This window comes from Bradyrhizobium sp. (assembly GCF_030693485.1).
Lineage (GTDB): Bacteria > Pseudomonadota > Alphaproteobacteria > Rhizobiales > Xanthobacteraceae > Bradyrhizobium.
The window spans coordinates 21114-36324 of sequence record NZ_JAUYAN010000326.1; the positions used below are offsets into that span (position 1 = coordinate 21114).

Genomic DNA, 15211 nt, shown 5'->3' on the forward strand with positions numbered 1-15211 from the left:
CGTCATATGAATAGGGTTGATGGCCAATGGGTGCTCCGCCGGTTTCCGGAAGCCCTGGAAGTGACGCTCGTCACATCAGGAAAGGGCAGACCGTTGATCGGGGAGGAGGGAGAAGATATTGCTTTGGTGGATCAATGGATTTCGGGCCAGCCGCCCGCCATGCTTGTCTCGACAGGAAAATGATAAAGCGCCTCGTCACATTGGCGGCACTGATCGGAGGGGCCATGCTTGCGATGGCTTCCGAGGCCGCTTGGGCGGAGAAGCGCGTCGCGTTGATCGTCGGCAATTCGCGCTACCAGACCGTTCCGCAGTTGGCCAATCCCTCGCGGGATGCGAACGCCGTGGCCAGGATGTTCAAGGACGCGGGCTTCGATTCGGTCGAGGTCCAGATCAACGTCGGCAATCTCGAATTCAAGCGCGCGATCAGGAAATTCGAGACGACAGCCGATCAGGCCGACATCGCCGTGGTCTACTATGCCGGTCATGGCCTCGAGCTTGCCGGAACCAATTACCTCATCCCGATCGACGCGAAGCTCGCCAGCGACCGCGACGCGGAGGACGAAGCTATACTGCTGGAGCGGCTGGTGTCGTCGGCGGACGGCGCCAAGCGGCTGCGTCTCGTCATCCTGGACGCCTGCCGGGATAATCCTTTCGTCCCCGCCATGCGCCGCGAACGCAAACTCGCCAATCGCGCGGTAACCTCGGGTCTCGGCAGGGTCGAGCCGACCAGCACCGACACGCTGATCGCCTACGCCGCGAAGGCGGGCTCGACCGCTGACGATGGCGATGGCCAGCACAGCCCCTTCACCGCAGCGGTGCTGAAAAACCTGACCGTGCCCGGTCTCGACGTCCGGCTCGCCTTCGGCCGCGTCAGGGACGAGGTCTTGAAGACCACGGCCAACCGGCAGGAGCCGTTCGTTTACGGCTCGCTCGGCGGCGGTAATATCTCGCTGGTGCCGGCCCCCGCGGGTGCGCGGGACGCGCCGGCCAGCGACGTCAAGGCCGACTACGAACTGGTGCAGAAAATCGGATCGCGCCGGGCCTGGGAGGTGTTTCTGGGCACCCATCCGACCGGCTTCTATGCGGATCTCGCGCGCGCGCAGATGGACAGTCAGGCGCCGTCCGCCAACACCGTTGTTGCCGCTCTCCCGCCGCAGGCGGCTCCCTCCACCCGCGAATCCTCCTCGAAGGAAGCGCTGGAGTGGGACAGGCTGAAGGACTCGACCGACCCGGCGGTGCTGCAGCGATTCATCAAGCGTTATCCGGATTCACCGTTGTCGATCATGGCCCAGCAACGGATGGATCTGCTCAGGAAGGCCGCCCAGGAGCGCGAGGACCAGGCCCGTGCGGCGCGCGACGCCGCGCGCAAGGCCGCGGAGGAAGCGCTTCGGCAGGCCGAGCAACGCAAGGCCGAACTGGCGGCTGTCAGGAAGCGCGAAGACGACGAACGCCGCGCGCGCGAGGCGGAGGCGGCCGAGAAAGCGAGGGCTGCCGCGGCGGAACTGGCAGCGGCGAAAAAACGCGAGGAGGAGGAACGCCGCGCCAAAGCCGCAGAAGCCGAACAGAAGGCCAAGGCTGCGGAAGCCGAGCGCAAGGCTGCCGAGGCCAAGCAGAAAGCCGAACAGGCCGAGCGAGAGAAGGCAGCCGCGGAAGTCGCGGCTTTGCGCGCCGCCAGCGAAAGGCAGGCCCGAGAGGCTGAGGCCGCGCGCAAGAAGGCGGAGATGGCGGCCGCCCGCGAAGCTTCCTGCAAGAGCGAACAAACCAAACTCGAGGAACTGATTGCCAAGGGCAGCGAGGGCTCGGGCCTCGACGACCTCAAATCCTTCTCCAGGACCGTCAGCTGTGACCGGCTTGGACCGCTGGTTGTCGCCAGCCTCGACAGGTTCAACGCCGCGGCGGCCAGGCGCGCCGCGGCGCTGCCCAATTCGCCCGAATTGCTCCGTGCGGCGCAAACCCAGCTGATCCGCCTTGGCTGCCTGACCGGCTCGGTCGACGGCACGCTCAATCCCCCGACCCGGACTGCGCTCGGCCGCTACCTCTCGATCGGAGGTCAGCCGACCGAGAACGCCAGCGTCACCGAGGGTCTGGTTGCGGAATTGAACAGACATACCACCCGGGTCTGCCCGATCGAGTGCCGCGCCGGCGAGACCTTGAGGGGCGAAACCTGCGTCGCCGACGAGAAGCCGAAAGCGCCGCCCGCCATCGCGGCGCGCCCCAAGGATGACGACGACGTGCAGTCGCGCCGGAAGCAGGGTGGCCGCCAGTCGGATCGCGAAACGCGGTCAAAGCCGGCGCAGGACGCCCCGCGCGCGCGCCAGCAGGCCGTGGCCCGGCCGAGCATTGTCAGTGGCGGCCGCAGCGGCGGCAGCGCGATGATCGGCGTCGGATTTTGACGCAAGGGGGCGCGTTGATCGGGCGGTACCGTCCGGTGCCGATTGCGAAAGCCCGCTTACTTTTCCTGCAGGGTCCGGACCGGGTCCCATTCACCTGAAGGCGCTTGCTGCGCCTGGATCCTTGCCCGCTCGAGAAACATCCGGGAGGGCCGGTCCGTTTCGGCGGCCTGCCCGAAGCATTTTTCGGCGAGCGCAAACTCACCGGCGCGCCAATGCGCGAGGCCGCTGGCGTAAACAGCCGTGACCGCGGCCTGCGCAGGCGTCAACTCCGCCGCCAGCGCCAGCAACTGGTAGATCTTCAGCTGATTGGTGCGCCCCTTGACGCGGATGGTGTCGAGCTCACGCCAGGCGAACGTCTCGCCCGTCAGGGCGACCGTCGTCTCGGAAGCGATCACGGTGGTGCCGTAGAATTTATTGGCACCCTCCAGCCGCGAGGCGAGGTTTACTGCATCGCTCATGACCGAATAGTTGAAGCGCCGCCGCGATCCGAAATTGCCGACCAGTGCGTCCCCGGAATTGATCCCGATGCGTTGCGCCACCTTGTTGCCGCCAAACGCAGCCGCGCTGCGATTGAGTTCTTCGAGGCGGACGCAGCAGTCCAGCGCGGCACGCAGCGCATTGCCGGCATGGTCGTGATCGTCGGCCGGTGCGCCGAATACCGCGACGATCGAATCGCCGATATATTTGTCGACATAGCCGCTATGGCCTTCGATGATGTCGGTCATTTCGGACAGATACTCGTTCATCAGCGCCATCAGCGCTTCCGGCGACATCGTTTCCGCGATCAGCGAAAAACCCTCGAGGTCGGAAAAAAATACCGTCACGTGGCGGGTTTCGCCGCCCAGCACCGGCGGCTTGTTCGACGCCAGCATGCGGTCGATCACGTCGGGGGCGAGGTACAGCGCGAAGCTCTTCTGCAGCAGCCGGCGGTCCTTGTCGGTGATCATGAAGCGATAGCCGACCATGGCCGCCAGCGCGGCGAAGCCGGCAATGAGCGGTTCGCTGAGCGGCAGCACCAGCGCGTGGTTGAAGGCCACCGTGGCGCCGACCACGTAGATCGTCATCGCCCCGAGAAACGCCAGCACCGCGGCGGCCGGCTTCAGGGTTCGTGCCAGGATCGCCGCAAAAGCGGCGACCAGTGCGGCGATCAGGGCAACCGGAAAGCGGCGGAGTTCGACGGCCACATTGCGGGCGATCAGGTTGTTGACGGCGGTGGCATGAATATAGACGCCGGCGATGTCCCGGCGCTGAAAGCGGCCGCTGACCGGCTGCTCCGCCAACGCGCAACGTGGCGCGCGCGCGCCCTCGATCCCGGTGGCAAAACGCTTCGACGTCCGCTGGCGATCCTCCGAACCTAGCACCGTACCGACGACGACGACCTTGCCTTCGAACTGACGCCGAAAGAAATCCTTGTCGCTTTTCGCGGCGCAGGCGGTCAGGTCGGCCAGCGAATAGGTCGGGATGTCGTCCGCGCCGCCCTCGAAATTGAGCGTCATCGTATTGCGCACCGTGCCCGGAATCCGGTAGCCGGCGAGTGCAGCCGTTCCGTCGGCCTGCAATTCCGCCTTGGCATCGAGCGCGCGCGACGCCAGTTCCAGCGCCATCGAGGGCACCGGCTTGCCGTCCACCGTAAACGTCAGCGGCAGCCGGCGGACGACATCGTCGCTGTCGGTGTAGACGTTGAGCGCCCGCACGTTCTGTTGCTGGCGAACGGCGATGCGCTGTCCCGGCGAGGGCCGGATCGGCTGGTCGCCGCGCAGCACTTCCCCCAGCACCACCTTGCCGCCAGCGGCAGCCACCGCGAGCGCGCGAAGAAAATCGCGGTCGAAACCGCGGACCTTTTCACCGAACTGGCCGCCGCCGAACGGGATCTCGGACTGCTCGATCGACTTCTCGAACACGATGTCGAAGCCGACGACCTTGGCGCCGCCTTCGACGATCGCGCCGAGAACGCGGCCGATCTCACCGGTCCATGTCAGCAGCGGCGAGCCCTTGAACGGCGGCGCCTGGTAGGTTTCCTCGTCGACCGCGACCACGACGGCCGGCGAGGCGGCGGGATCCTGCCTGCTGCCGAACATCTCCCAGCGCAGCGCCGTGAGAATGTCGATCGACAGACCGTGGGCGATGTTGAACGCGGGCGCGACGGAGACCGCGGCGCAAACCAACACGATGGCAGCGAAGGCAATGACGTCCCGCGTCCTGCGCCCGATATTCAAGGTCTGATGCCCGGCAAAACCTATTCCAACCGCAGCAGGCGGCCGACGATCGGCGTCGGACCGGGTTTGGCCTGGGGATCGACCCGGAACACGACCTTGCGGGATGCGAATGTTGCCGCATAGGTGGCGCCGGGCGTGAGCGACTTGCTGGTGCCGGCGAGATCGTAGAACCTGCCCTTCAGCTGGTTGCCGGTGAGATCGAACTGCTGGCGCTCGCCCTTCTGGTCGAGGCGTTCGAACACCAGCGTGCCGCGCCCCTTGGCTTCGACGAGGGGCGAGGTGCCATAAAGCGTCAACGGCGGGCCGGCTGGCGCGGCGCCTTTCCCCACGCTGCGGACGACGCTGGCGGCGACGTCGCTGGTTGCCCGCGTCGTCGCGTGGACCTGCGCGGGGTCGCAGTTCGTCCTGGCGGCTTCGACCTCGGCGAGGTGGACCTTGCTCTCATCCTCGCCGACGATGATCGTGCCGACGCCGCTGATGGTTTCGCGGCGGCAGGATTTCATGTAGCCGACCACGATCGAAGCACCCTGTCCGAGCCTGATGACCTTTCCCGGCACGATATAGTCCATGAACTCGGCGCCGGAGACATTGCCCTGAACCTCTTCCACGACTGCTACCGGCGCCTGGGCGGTCGCGGACCCCGAGAACCCCATCACGGCGATAACCACAACAATCGCTTTCTTCATCGCAAAACCTCATTCCAAGAGGCGAAGCCGGGCTCAACGGTGAAGTGAGCCGATCGCTACGCAAGCCGGACATCGAGAATCGACAATCCCGTTATTTCGCTTCGCCGCATCGGGACGAAGGAAGTATCTCACACGGGTAGCTTGATCGCCCTCAGGAAAGTGTGATCCATGTCACATAACCGCGAACCGCGCGGCGGCGGGATCGAACTCTTAATACATCGGCGGATTCAAATCGAGCTTGGCCCGGGCGTAAGCGGGGCGCCGCAACGCAGAATGTGTGAGCTGGATCACGATGATGCCGGCCAATCCGGCGTAACCTCCCATCATTCACAGGCAATTGATGTATCGGAGATGGCGATGAGCAAGATCTTTACGGTGGTCAAACCCGCGCTGCTGGCGATCGACGCCGTCATCACGCGCACGATTTTGTGGTTCTGGATGTCCACGCTGCAGGCGCAGCTCGGGCATGAGCGCGAGCCGCAGCATTGATTCGGTCGCCGGGCGCCTTCATGGCGTTAGCGGAATCGTGATTGTCATCGCCCTGCCTTTGTTGCGATCAGTATCCTGATCGCGGGGGCAGGAGAGCAACGGACATGGCCATTTGCCTCGACGCGCCGCGTTATCTGCGCTTCGCGCTTGTGTTCCTCACATTGTCGGTGGTGACCGGCGCGCGCGCCCAGGATGCGCCGCAGCCTCAGCATCAGGCGGCTACGCCGTCGGAGCCGAAGCCGGGCGCCACCGGTGCGCGCGGCAACGCTTCGAATCCGCCGGCCGCCGAGCAAGGCCGGCTGCCGCCGGATTCGACCACCCAACATACGCTCGCGCTTCCCGGGCGGACGCTCGACTTCACCGCCACCGCCGGTTTCATTCCGCTGTTCAACGACAAGCGCGAGCCTCAGGCCGAGATCGCCTTCACGGCCTACCAGCTCAACGGCGCCGATGCGCGGACCCGGCCGGTCACCTTTCTGTTCAATGGCGGGCCGGGCGCCTCCTCGGCCTGGCTGCAATTCGGCGCGGCCGGACCGTGGCGGCTCGCCATCAATGCCGATGCGGTGACGTCCTCCGCCGCGCCTGATCTGTTGCCGAACGCCGAGACCTGGCTCGACTTTACCGATCTGGTCTTTATCGATCCGGTCGGCACCGGCTACAGCCGCTTCGTCGTGACCGGCGATGAGGTGCGCAAGCGGTTCTATTCGGTCGATGGCGACGTCGACACGATCGCGCTGGTGATCCGCCGTTGGCTGGAGAAATCCGATCGGCTGCCGTCGCCGAAATTCGTCGCCGGTGAAAGTTATGGCGGGATTCGCGGGCCGAAGATCGTACGCAATCTGCAGGTCGACCAGGGCGTCGGGGTGAGGGGGCTCATCCTGGTGTCGCCGCTGTTCGACTACCGCGAATTCACCGGCTCCAGCCTGCTGCAATATGTCTGGAGCCTGCCCTCGATGACGGCGGTGGCGCGGGAGTCCAGGGCAGGCGAAGGTGGCGTTACCCGGGCCGACCTTGCCGACGTCGAAAGCTATGCGCGAGGCGAATTCCTGGCCGACCTGCTCAAGGGATCGGCCGACGCCGAGGCGACGACGCGGCTCGCCGACAGAGTGGCTGCGTTGACCGGGATCGACCCGGCGGTGAGCCGCAGGCTGGCCGGGCGGCTTGGCGTCGGCGAGTTTCGCCGCGAATTCGACCGCCGTAACGGCAGGGTGACCGGCCGTTACGACGCCTCGGTGTCCGGCTTCGATCCCTATCCGGATTCGAGCTCCCATCGTTTCGGCGATCCCTCGGGCGAGCCTTTGGCCGCGCCGCTGACCAGCGCGGCGGTCGATCTTACCAGGCGCAAGCTCAACTGGCGGCCGGACGGCTCCTACCAACTGCTCAATGGCGCGGTGCACGGCGCCTGGGATTTCGGCCGCGGCATCAATCCGCCGGAGTCGCTGTCGCAGCTGCGGCAGGTCCTGGCGCTCGATCCAAAGCTGAAACTGCTGGTGGCGCACGGACTGTTCGATCTGGCGACGCCGTACTTTGGTTCGAAGATCCTGCTCGACCAATTGCCGGCCTACGCCTCGCCCGAACGCGTCAGGCTGGTGGTCTATCCGGGCGGCCACATGTTCTATTCGCGCGACGGCGCGCGTCAGGCGTTCCGGAGCGAGGTCGAGGCGCTGACGAAGTTAACGCCCTGACACCAAACAGCCGGCGCAACCTCTGGGATTGCGCCGGCTGACAGGGAAGTTGCGTGGTCAGTAAGCGGGCCCGCTGCCGGGCGCCTGTTCGAGTGCCGCGGCCAGCGAGCGATATTCCTCGCTGCCGGTGCCGCTCAGGGCCGCGATCCGGTTCAGGTGATACTGCGCGGATTCGCGGTTGCCCTGTTCGACCTGCCACAGGCCGTAATACTGCCAGGTCTTGACGTGGTTCGGATCCGTCTTCAGCGCGCGCTCGTACCAGATCTGCGCGACCTTGTAGTCGCCGAGCTTGCGATAGGAGTAGCCGATCAAATTGGCGACGGCGGCGCTGTCGTCGCGGCCGAGCGCCTTCAACTGCGGGATCGCGGCGGCATAGTCGCCGCGATCAAAGATCGTGGCATAGGCTGCGCGATAACCCGTGGCGAATGTCGTGTCCTCGACGCCGGGTTTGACTTCGCTGGACTTCTTCTTCTTGCCCTTGTCCGACGACGGAGGCGGCGATTCGTCGGGCGCGGCGTAAGCTGTGGTGACGACGGGCGCCGTGACCAGCGCCATCGCGAGTATTGCCAGCGTCAAAAGCCTGGCCGCAAATTTGCTCATGCATCTCTCCCGATTTCCAATAGGCAATCCTACACCGGCGTCTGTTGATTTGAACACCTGCCTCGCCGGTACATTCCCGCCGAGCGCGCCATAATTTCAGCGGCTTCCCCTGAAGCAAGCGCGCACACGCCGGAATCCGTCCGCCACGGTAGAACATGACGAACATGTCATCGAGATGAACGAAGTCCGCAGGTGCGCTTCAGATTGGGTTCAGCGCGCGGCCATTAGGTTCAATGGCATGATCGACGGGCCCGGCCATCCGACCGGCCACCTCACGATCCCAAGAGGGACACGACCATGCTGAAGATCATTTCTGCCGCGCTGCTTGCGGCTTCCGTGCTGGTGGCGGCGCCCGCGATGGCCCACGATCCGGGCCGGACCGCGCATGGCGCAGGGATCGGAACCGTCTACGTGCAGCCGGGTGTGTTCGACGCCAACGCCCGGATGGGACGTCACCATTACCGCCATCATCACCGGCATCACCGCAAGCATTTCCGTCATCACCATCGCTTCCACAAGCATCGCTGAAACTGATCCGCGGGGAGCGGCTTCATTCACATTGCCCCCGCTGCGCTTCGCGGATATCAGCCCCGGCCTGCGCGTCATTGCTTCCCCAATGGCGGGCGGGCCGGTACGCTTTGCGGCAATTCCATTTCGCGGTGGGAAGGGATAGAACGGCCCGTCAAAGCCGGGGAATGACGGGTTGTATCTGGTTATATCAGCAAAGCACGCGGCGATCCTGCTGTTGCCGCTCGCGCTCGCGGCCTGTGCGGGCGGCGACGAGAGCAGGAGCATCACCTATACGGACGATCGCGGCGTCGCCAACCAGCCATACCCCGCCAACTACCGCGCCGAAATCCTGGCGTTCCTGAAGACCTGGCTCAACAATCCCGTCGGCGTGCGCGACGCGGTCCTGGCGGAGCCGGTGCAGCGCACCGTCGGCGGCCGGCTGCGCTATGTCAGCTGCCTGCGCTTCGCCGCACGGGATTCCGGTGGTGCCTATCAGGAGGCGCGCGAACGCGCCGTGCTGTTTGTCGACGGCCGGCTCGACCGCGTCATCGAGAACGCCGCAGAGCCCTGCGCCGGCGTGGTTTATGCGCCGTTTCCGGACCTCGGGAAGATGACGCGGTAGCGTCAGCCGGCAGGCTTGCCGGCTTTGCCCGGGATTTCGCTCCCGGGACTTTCGATCACATTTCAGCGAGCATTGAACCTGAACCTGACTTCGGGAGACGCAGCCTATAGCTGCGGAGCGGGGCGGTGCGCGAATAAACTGGAATTGCCCTGGAACCAAAGGGACTTGTTGCCGTGCCGTCACAGTTAAGAACCATCGCGGCTCCGGCATTGCCGCGAAGCAACCTAATTGAGGCCACGTTGTTTGATTGTTGTCGATCGCGACAATAACGGGGAACAGTCATGAAGAAGTTCTTGCTCGGCGCAGCCACCTTGATCGCCTTTGCCGCTCCCGCGGCGGCGGCTGACATCCCGGCGCGCACCTATTCCAAGGCTCCGGCCTACACCGCCCCCGCGGTGGTCTACAACTGGACCGGCTTCTACATCGGCGGCCATGTCGGCGGCGCCTTTGCGGGCGACAACAGCCTGCAGAGCAGCGACGTCCGCTTCATGGGCGGCGTTCAGGGCGGCTTCGACTACCAGTTCCACCCGAGCTGGGTGCTCGGCGCCGAAGCCCAGTACAGCTGGCTCGGCGGCGGCAACAACAACAATGGCGTGCTGTTCCCGGCCGGCACGCTGGTCACCGGCAGCGCCAATGACCAGCTCGGCTCGGTCACCGGCCGGCTCGGTTATGCCTGGGGTCCGGCCCTGCTCTACGGCAAGGGCGGTTACGCCTGGCGCGACACCAACAATATCGGCGTCAGCATTGGCGGCGTACCGCAGCCCTTCGCCACCAGCGGCAACCGCAAGGACGGCTACACCGTCGGGGCCGGCCTGGAATACATGTTCGCGCCGAACTGGTCCGCCAAGGCCGAGTACCAGTATTACAACTTCGGCAACACGACGATCACCGCCGGCCCGGCCGACGTCGTCGGCGCCCGGTTTCGCAACGACGACCACACCGTCAAGGTCGGCCTGAACTATCGTTTCGGCTGGGGTGGCCCGGTCGTCGCCAAATACTGAGCAGGTTTCGCACTGAAACGAGAAGGGCCGGCCTTGCGCCGGCCTTTTTGTTTAGAAATCTCATCTAGAACTCCCGGCGATGCAGCGATGGCGTTGGCGCCGTCAGCCCAAAAAATAAATATTGCCGGCGGCAGAACTTGGCCGCGCGATAGGCTATTATGGTTTAGCCGGTTGGTGGACAACGAACATGCGTGCTTTCCTGTTAGGACTTGCTTTATCGACCGTTTCGGCGCCTTGCGTCGCCCAAACCGTCCTGAAATCCGAACCCCTTGTGCTTGCTCCCTATGAGGTCGCCTACGTGCAGGCCCCTTCCTGCGCGGCGGGTACGGTCCTCAAGGTGACCGGCGCCATCAGGGGCCTGCACCGCAAGAAGGTTTGCGTGGCATGGACCGGTGACCAGGCCTCGCTGACGGTGGCTACGCCATCGGTCGAGGCCCTTTCAGGCCTGTAAATGGCGCGCCGCCCCGCGGCGGACGATGAACCCATGAATCCTGGTCGGGTAGTCGACCCTTCGCACACCGGGGGTAAGGCAGGGCTTTGGCGTGGCCTTGGGGGCACCCGCGACCGGGAAGCCGCGGCCCGGTTCGGGGTGAATCGGCCATTTCGGGCGGGAGTCCCTGAGTCGTAAACGAGTCCTGAATCCCTGCGAAAATATCGGGCGAGACTCCCAGGGTAGAATCGCCGGATGTGTTGCGGGCCATGAAGATGACCCTGCAAACCTCCTGCGAACGCGTGCATGTCACGCTCACCGTCGCGCTGCTGGCGGCCTCCGCGGCCAATTTGGTGCTGGTATGTGCCTGGCTGTAACCGATTGACGGCGCGGCCAATTTCCTGATCAAACGAGGCAATCGGCCGGGCGCGGCAGCGCGCCGGATGTCGCGGGATTGGGAGAGGCTTGGGGATGATCGAGACGCTCAAGGCGCGGGTCAATGAGGATGAAGCGCTGGTCCGGCGCGGGCGGTTTCTCACCACCAGCTTCCTCCTGGAAGTCGGCCCGACCGCCTGGCTGATCCAGATCTTCGAGGGCAGGGTGGTGTCCGTTATGCGAGGCCCCTTCGTGATGCCGTCGTCGTCCTTTGCGCTGCGCGCGGCGGAAGAAGAGTGGCAAAAATTCTGGTCGAGCCGGCCGCCGCCCGGCTCCAACGATTTGATGGCGCTGATCAAGCGGCGGGCCCTGAAGGCCGAAGGCAACGTTCAGATCTTCATGGCCAATCTTCGCTACTTCAAGGAAGCGCTGGCGAAACTGCGCAGCGGCGGAGCGGCGGCATGAGCGCGACCTTCGAGCCAGTCATCGGCCGCTACATGCATCTCGAACTGTTCGGACGGCCGCATCGCATCTATGTCGAGGAGGCCGGCGAGGGCACGCCGCTGTTGTGCCTGCACACCGCGGGCTCCGACGGAAGGCAATACCGCGCCCTGATGAACGACGAACGCGTCACGGCCCGCCACCGCGTCATCGCCTTCGACATGCCCTGGCACGGCAAGTCGTCGCCGCCGGCGGGCTGGCACAACGAGGAATACCAGCTGACCTCGGCGCAATACACCACCATGATTCTCGAGATCATGACCGCGCTCGAACTCGATCGTCCGATCGCGATCGGATGCTCGATCGGCGGCCGCATCGCGCTGCATCTGGCACTCGAACACCCCGAACGCTTCCGCGCGATCATCGGTTTGCAGGCCGGCGCACATGTCGATCCCTATTACGACCTGAACTTCCTGCACCGGCCCGACGTCCATGGCGGCGAAGTCGCCGCCGCCATCGTCTCCGGCCTGGTGGGCCCCGACGCGCCCGACAGCGAACGCTGGGAAACGCTCTGGCATTACATGCAGGGCGGCCCTGGCGTGTTCAAGGGCGATCTCTATTTCTACAAGCTCGACGGCGATATCCGCGGCCGGGTCGCGCAGATCGACACGCGAAAATGCCCGCTGTTCCTGCTGTCGGGCGAATATGACTATTCCTGCACGCCGGAGGAAACGCTTGCCGTCGCCGGCAGCATTCCAGGCTGCGAGGTCAGCATCATGAAGGGCCTCGGCCATTTCCCGATGAGCGAGAACCCGGCGGAGTTTTTGAAGCACCTGCTGCCGGTGCTGGAGAAGATCGGAAGCCGCTGATCGTTCGTTGCAATTGCCCATTCCACCGCAAACCCCTGCCTCACGCGACAAGCCGAGCTTCCAACATCGGCGCGTCACAAAACGGAGTGAAACATGATTATCGATCACGTGAAGCTGCTCAAGCTTGCCAACCGCATCGTCACGTTTGGTGGCAGTTCGCCGGCAGAGGCCACCATCGTTGCCGAGCATCTGGTCGAGGCCAACCTGCGCGGTCACGACAGCCATGGCGTCGGCATGCTGGTCGCCTATGTGCGCGACCTGGACAATGGCACGCTGAAGGTCAACCAGACACCCGAGATCGTGTCGGACACCGGCACCATCTCGGTATGGGATGCCCGTGCCGGCTACGGCCAGGTGGTCGCCCGTCAGGCGGTCGAATGGGCGATCGGGGCGGCGCGGCAACATGGCGTGGCGGTGAACGGGTTGCGCAATGCGCACCATATCGGGCGCGTCGGGACCTATGGCGAGATCGCCGCCCGCGCGGGAATGGTGGGGCTGCACTTCGTCAACGTCGCTTCGGGTAACCCGGGGGTCGCCCCGTTCCGCGGCCGGGAGGGCAGGTTCCTGACCAATCCGGTCTGCGTCGCCATCCCCGGCACTGACACCAACGAGCCGATCCTGCTCGATTTCGCCACCAGCCGCGTGGCGCTGGGAAAGGTCAGGGTCGCGCACAATGCCGGCAAGCCGATGCTGGATGGCGCGTTGCTCGACCATGCCGGCCAGCCCACCACCGATCCCTCCGTCATGTACACCGAGCCGCGCGGCGTGGTGTTACCGTTCGGTGAGCACAAGGGGTCCGGCCTGGCGCTGGTGTGCGAACTTCTGGCCGGGGCCATTGTGGGTTCGCCCAGTGTCACCACGGCGACGCCGCCGGAGCGCGGCATCATCAACGGCATGCTGAGCGTCGTGATCGATCCGGCGAGGCTTTCCACACGCGACAGCATGCTCGCCGAGATCGACGCCATGATTGCCTGGGTGAAATCGGCCGAACCTGCCGATCGCGATCTGCCGGTCCTGATCGCCGGTGAGCCCGAGCAAATCGCCAAGGCCGAGCGCATCGCCAATGGTATCAAAATCGACGACGCCACCTGGGGCCAGTTGATGGCGATCGCGGAGCGCTATCAGATTCGTCTCGATAGCTGACGGGCCGGCATGGCGTGAGTTACCAACGTTGCCGCTCAGGCGGCTTCGGTCCGGTTGTCGTCGAGCGTCTTTGCCTGCATCCGGCATTCGGCGGCAAATGACTGAAGGCGTTCGACCGTCAGTTTGTCCAGCACGTCCTTCGCCAGCCGTTCGGCGCGGGCGGCTTGCTGTTGCAGGTAATCAATCTTGCGCATGACCTCACCCTCCGGCGAGATAATTTGAAGCTAATTGCTTCGTTCCCGACGTGCTGCAGTCTAGGTCAACGGATGGTAAAAGCTGTGAGCCAGGTCACGTTTCAGGTCACGTTGGTGTGTTTATTCTGATGCCGCGCGCAGCCAAGCGACGCTGCGGCCATGCCGACGCGGTAAAATTCTTGCTCGCGGCGGTCAGGCCTTGATGTCGACGATCGCGTCGCGCTCGGCCTGGTTCTTGGCGGCGAAGACGTCCAGCACGGCGTCGTTGATGATCCGCGGCGGCGCTTTTGCGGCTTGTTCGGCGAGCAGCTGAACTCTGGCCTGGGTGACGGCAACGGGCACGGGGTAGATTTGCATGGCAACCTCCGCCCCAAGGCTGTCACCGGCTTGTTTACGCTTTGTAAACGGATTCGGTTAACGGGCGCGATGCAAAATCAGCGCAATGCGACCATTGAAAGGGGTTGCCGGTCGAATGCGTCACGCGCCGACTGGAACGCCGCCGGGTCATCCCGACGGCGTCCTGTTCGATCGGCAAGCCAGTGTGACTTAGCGGCCGCCGCCGCCGCCACCACCGCCGCCGCCGCCACCACCGCCGGCATCCAGCATCGATTGGTTGAAGCGCGGATCGAGGCGGTTCATGTAATTGATCGTCGAGTCGGCCTTGCGCGAAAGCGTTGCCACATACGCCATGTGATCACCACACGCCTGGCGCGATACCGATTGATCGCAGATCCGGGGGCCAGCGGAAGCCGGCACCGTCGCCAGCGCGCTCAGCGCAACGAGCGTGCCCAAAGCAGCCGCAGATAATCTTGATTGCATCGACATTTGAATTCTCCATTCCATGGGTTCGGCGAAACCGGAATGGCTCGCACGGAAGTTCGACGGTGTCAGATCGAAACCGGTTCGAACGCGTCGCTGAGAAAATCCGGACCCGGTCGAACACGTCGACGTGAACCGGACGTGATGCGGGCGCCGGGACACCATCAGATGCATGCTTCAGATGATAGCGCCGTGGCGGTTGGCTGGTCACTGCGGGCTGGTGCCGGTTGAGAGGATTGAACTCCCGACCTTCGGTTTACAAAACCACCATGCGGTGGCGTGATGCGAGTCCGTTCAAGGGCTTAGCTGAACCGGGCAACACACCAAAGGGCACTAAAGGGCATTGGAATTCACAAGGTCCGAGCCAGTTGCGAGCCAGTACCTGCGAATTAGAGAATTCCATTCTCCTCGGCTATTTGGGGATGGTGTAGGCGCCCGTCCCACAATCTCTCCGCAAGCCCGTGTCTGTCCGCGCACCCCTTTAACGCCCCCAGGGCGGTGGGGGTGGGGATAGCGCCGAAGGCGGGGCGTTTAGTAAAACCTGGGCCTCCGCTGCTCGTGCAGCACCATCAGGAGGACCATGGCCACCAAGAAGAGGGCCGTACCAATAACCAGCACCGGCCAACGAGGTGGGCTGTAGGTAAGCTCCCAGGCATTCCCGACGATCGGGATGGTGAGGCAGATGAGGGCGATTGCGAGCTTCATGGCCGGAGTCTAGTTTGCTCTGCGCTGTTTACA

Annotated in this window: 17 protein-coding genes; 10 read left to right on the plus strand and 7 right to left on the minus strand. The window is 64.5% G+C overall.

The genetic code is table 11. From position 1 onward, the window contains the following. The first annotated feature begins 224 nt into the window (after positions 1–224). Positions 225–2393, plus strand: coding sequence for a caspase family protein (locus tag Q8N40_RS23755; protein WP_305713526.1), 2169 nt, complete (start codon positions 225–227; stop codon positions 2391–2393). Between the two features lie 56 nt (positions 2394–2449). Here the strand turns inward: Q8N40_RS23755 and Q8N40_RS23760 are convergent, their stop codons facing one another. Together Q8N40_RS23760 and Q8N40_RS23765 are read right to left on the minus strand one after the other, a co-directional pair. Beyond that, entirely contained in the window at positions 2450–4609 is a 2160-nt protein-coding gene (locus Q8N40_RS23760; protein ID WP_305320569.1) for an adenylate/guanylate cyclase domain-containing protein, read from the minus strand. Between the two features lie 20 nt (positions 4610–4629). Beyond that, on the minus strand, positions 4630–5295 hold the full coding sequence (locus Q8N40_RS23765; protein ID WP_305320568.1) for a hypothetical protein: 666 nt from the start codon (positions 5293–5295) through the stop codon (positions 4630–4632). A gap of 357 nt (positions 5296–5652) precedes the next feature. Here Q8N40_RS23765 and Q8N40_RS23770 point away from each other — a divergent pair, with 357 nt between their 5' ends. Then, positions 5653–5784 carry a hypothetical protein gene (locus Q8N40_RS23770; RefSeq protein WP_305713527.1) on the plus strand — a complete coding sequence of 44 codons (132 nt, stop codon included), beginning with the start codon at positions 5653–5655 and terminating at the stop codon, positions 5782–5784. Positions 5785–5888: 104 nt separating this feature from the next. Beyond that, entirely contained in the window at positions 5889–7469 is a 1581-nt protein-coding gene (locus Q8N40_RS23775) for a S10 family peptidase (RefSeq protein ID WP_305713528.1), read from the plus strand. Between the two features lie 57 nt (positions 7470–7526). On the opposite strand, the gene Q8N40_RS23780 is transcribed toward Q8N40_RS23775, so the two are convergent. Beyond that, positions 7527–8069 carry a lipopolysaccharide assembly protein LapB gene (locus tag Q8N40_RS23780; RefSeq protein ID WP_305713529.1) on the minus strand — a complete coding sequence of 181 codons (543 nt, stop codon included), beginning with the start codon at positions 8067–8069 and terminating at the stop codon, positions 7527–7529. 297 nt (positions 8070–8366) lie between these two features. On the opposite strand from Q8N40_RS23780, the gene Q8N40_RS23785 reads away from it, so the two are divergent. From Q8N40_RS23785 to Q8N40_RS23815, 7 genes are all read left to right on the plus strand, one after another. Beyond that, complete coding sequence (locus Q8N40_RS23785) at positions 8367–8597, plus strand: His-rich protein BRANT (protein ID WP_305713530.1); 231 nt, start codon at positions 8367–8369, stop codon at positions 8595–8597. A 181-nt stretch (positions 8598–8778) separates the two neighbouring features. Next, positions 8779–9201 carry a hypothetical protein gene (locus Q8N40_RS23790; RefSeq protein ID WP_305713593.1) on the plus strand — a complete coding sequence of 141 codons (423 nt, stop codon included), beginning with the start codon at positions 8779–8781 and terminating at the stop codon, positions 9199–9201. Positions 9202–9482: 281 nt separating this feature from the next. Then, on the plus strand, positions 9483–10202 hold the full coding sequence (locus tag Q8N40_RS23795; protein WP_305320564.1) for an outer membrane protein: 720 nt from the start codon (positions 9483–9485) through the stop codon (positions 10200–10202). Between the two features lie 271 nt (positions 10203–10473). Next, on the plus strand, positions 10474–10653 hold the full coding sequence (locus Q8N40_RS23800; protein ID WP_305320563.1) for a hypothetical protein: 180 nt from the start codon (positions 10474–10476) through the stop codon (positions 10651–10653). Between the two features lie 450 nt (positions 10654–11103). Continuing rightward, positions 11104–11472 carry a hypothetical protein gene (locus Q8N40_RS23805; protein ID WP_305713531.1) on the plus strand — a complete coding sequence of 123 codons (369 nt, stop codon included), beginning with the start codon at positions 11104–11106 and terminating at the stop codon, positions 11470–11472. Beyond that, the gene (locus Q8N40_RS23810) at positions 11469–12317 is read left to right on the plus strand and encodes an alpha/beta fold hydrolase (RefSeq protein ID WP_305320561.1); all 849 of its coding nucleotides are present in this window, start codon (positions 11469–11471) and stop codon (positions 12315–12317) included. The genes Q8N40_RS23805 and Q8N40_RS23810 overlap by 4 nt, the downstream gene beginning before the upstream one ends. A 93-nt stretch (positions 12318–12410) precedes the next feature. Further along, positions 12411–13460: a malate/lactate/ureidoglycolate dehydrogenase gene (locus tag Q8N40_RS23815; protein WP_305713532.1), complete on the plus strand. Its 1050-nt coding sequence runs from the start codon at positions 12411–12413 to the stop codon at positions 13458–13460. A 35-nt stretch (positions 13461–13495) separates the two neighbouring features. On the opposite strand, the gene Q8N40_RS23820 is transcribed toward Q8N40_RS23815, so the two are convergent. The 4 genes from Q8N40_RS23820 to Q8N40_RS23835 form a co-directional block, all read right to left on the minus strand. Then, the gene (locus Q8N40_RS23820) at positions 13496–13654 is read right to left on the minus strand and encodes a hypothetical protein (RefSeq protein ID WP_305320559.1); all 159 of its coding nucleotides are present in this window, start codon (positions 13652–13654) and stop codon (positions 13496–13498) included. A gap of 192 nt (positions 13655–13846) precedes the next feature. Continuing rightward, positions 13847–14011 (minus strand): hypothetical protein, encoded by a 165-nt coding sequence (locus Q8N40_RS23825; protein ID WP_305713533.1) that lies wholly within the window; start codon positions 14009–14011, stop codon positions 13847–13849. Positions 14012–14200: 189 nt separating this feature from the next. Continuing rightward, positions 14201–14647 (minus strand): hypothetical protein, encoded by a 447-nt coding sequence (locus tag Q8N40_RS23830; protein WP_305713534.1) that lies wholly within the window; start codon positions 14645–14647, stop codon positions 14201–14203. Positions 14648–15004: 357 nt separating this feature from the next. Then, the gene (locus Q8N40_RS23835) at positions 15005–15178 is read right to left on the minus strand and encodes a hypothetical protein (protein ID WP_305713535.1); all 174 of its coding nucleotides are present in this window, start codon (positions 15176–15178) and stop codon (positions 15005–15007) included. Positions 15179–15211 lie beyond the last annotated feature (33 nt).

Excerpts from the sequence above, each read along its gene's own strand:
- Q8N40_RS23755 (WP_305713526.1), top strand. The coding sequence starts at position 225 with ATGCTTGCGATGGCTTCCGAGGCCGCTTGGGCGGAGAAGCGCGTCGCG.
- Q8N40_RS23765 (WP_305320568.1), bottom strand. The coding sequence starts at position 5,295 with ATGAAGAAAGCGATTGTTGTGGTTATCGCCGTGATGGGGTTCTCGGGG.
- Q8N40_RS23770 (WP_305713527.1), top strand. The coding sequence starts at position 5,653 with ATGAGCAAGATCTTTACGGTGGTCAAACCCGCGCTGCTGGCGATCGAC.
- Q8N40_RS23775 (WP_305713528.1), top strand. The coding sequence starts at position 5,889 with ATGGCCATTTGCCTCGACGCGCCGCGTTATCTGCGCTTCGCGCTTGTG.
- Q8N40_RS23780 (WP_305713529.1), bottom strand. The coding sequence starts at position 8,069 with ATGAGCAAATTTGCGGCCAGGCTTTTGACGCTGGCAATACTCGCGATG.
- Q8N40_RS23785 (WP_305713530.1), top strand. The coding sequence starts at position 8,367 with ATGCTGAAGATCATTTCTGCCGCGCTGCTTGCGGCTTCCGTGCTGGTG.
- Q8N40_RS23795 (WP_305320564.1), top strand. The coding sequence starts at position 9,483 with ATGAAGAAGTTCTTGCTCGGCGCAGCCACCTTGATCGCCTTTGCCGCT.
- Q8N40_RS23805 (WP_305713531.1), top strand. The coding sequence starts at position 11,104 with ATGATCGAGACGCTCAAGGCGCGGGTCAATGAGGATGAAGCGCTGGTC.
- Q8N40_RS23810 (WP_305320561.1), top strand. The coding sequence starts at position 11,469 with ATGAGCGCGACCTTCGAGCCAGTCATCGGCCGCTACATGCATCTCGAA.
- Q8N40_RS23815 (WP_305713532.1), top strand. The coding sequence starts at position 12,411 with ATGATTATCGATCACGTGAAGCTGCTCAAGCTTGCCAACCGCATCGTC.
- Q8N40_RS23820 (WP_305320559.1), bottom strand. The coding sequence starts at position 13,654 with ATGCGCAAGATTGATTACCTGCAACAGCAAGCCGCCCGCGCCGAACGG.
- Q8N40_RS23825 (WP_305713533.1), bottom strand. The coding sequence starts at position 14,011 with ATGCAAATCTACCCCGTGCCCGTTGCCGTCACCCAGGCCAGAGTTCAG.
- Q8N40_RS23830 (WP_305713534.1), bottom strand. The coding sequence starts at position 14,647 with ATGCATCTGATGGTGTCCCGGCGCCCGCATCACGTCCGGTTCACGTCG.
- Q8N40_RS23835 (WP_305713535.1), bottom strand. The coding sequence starts at position 15,178 with ATGAAGCTCGCAATCGCCCTCATCTGCCTCACCATCCCGATCGTCGGG.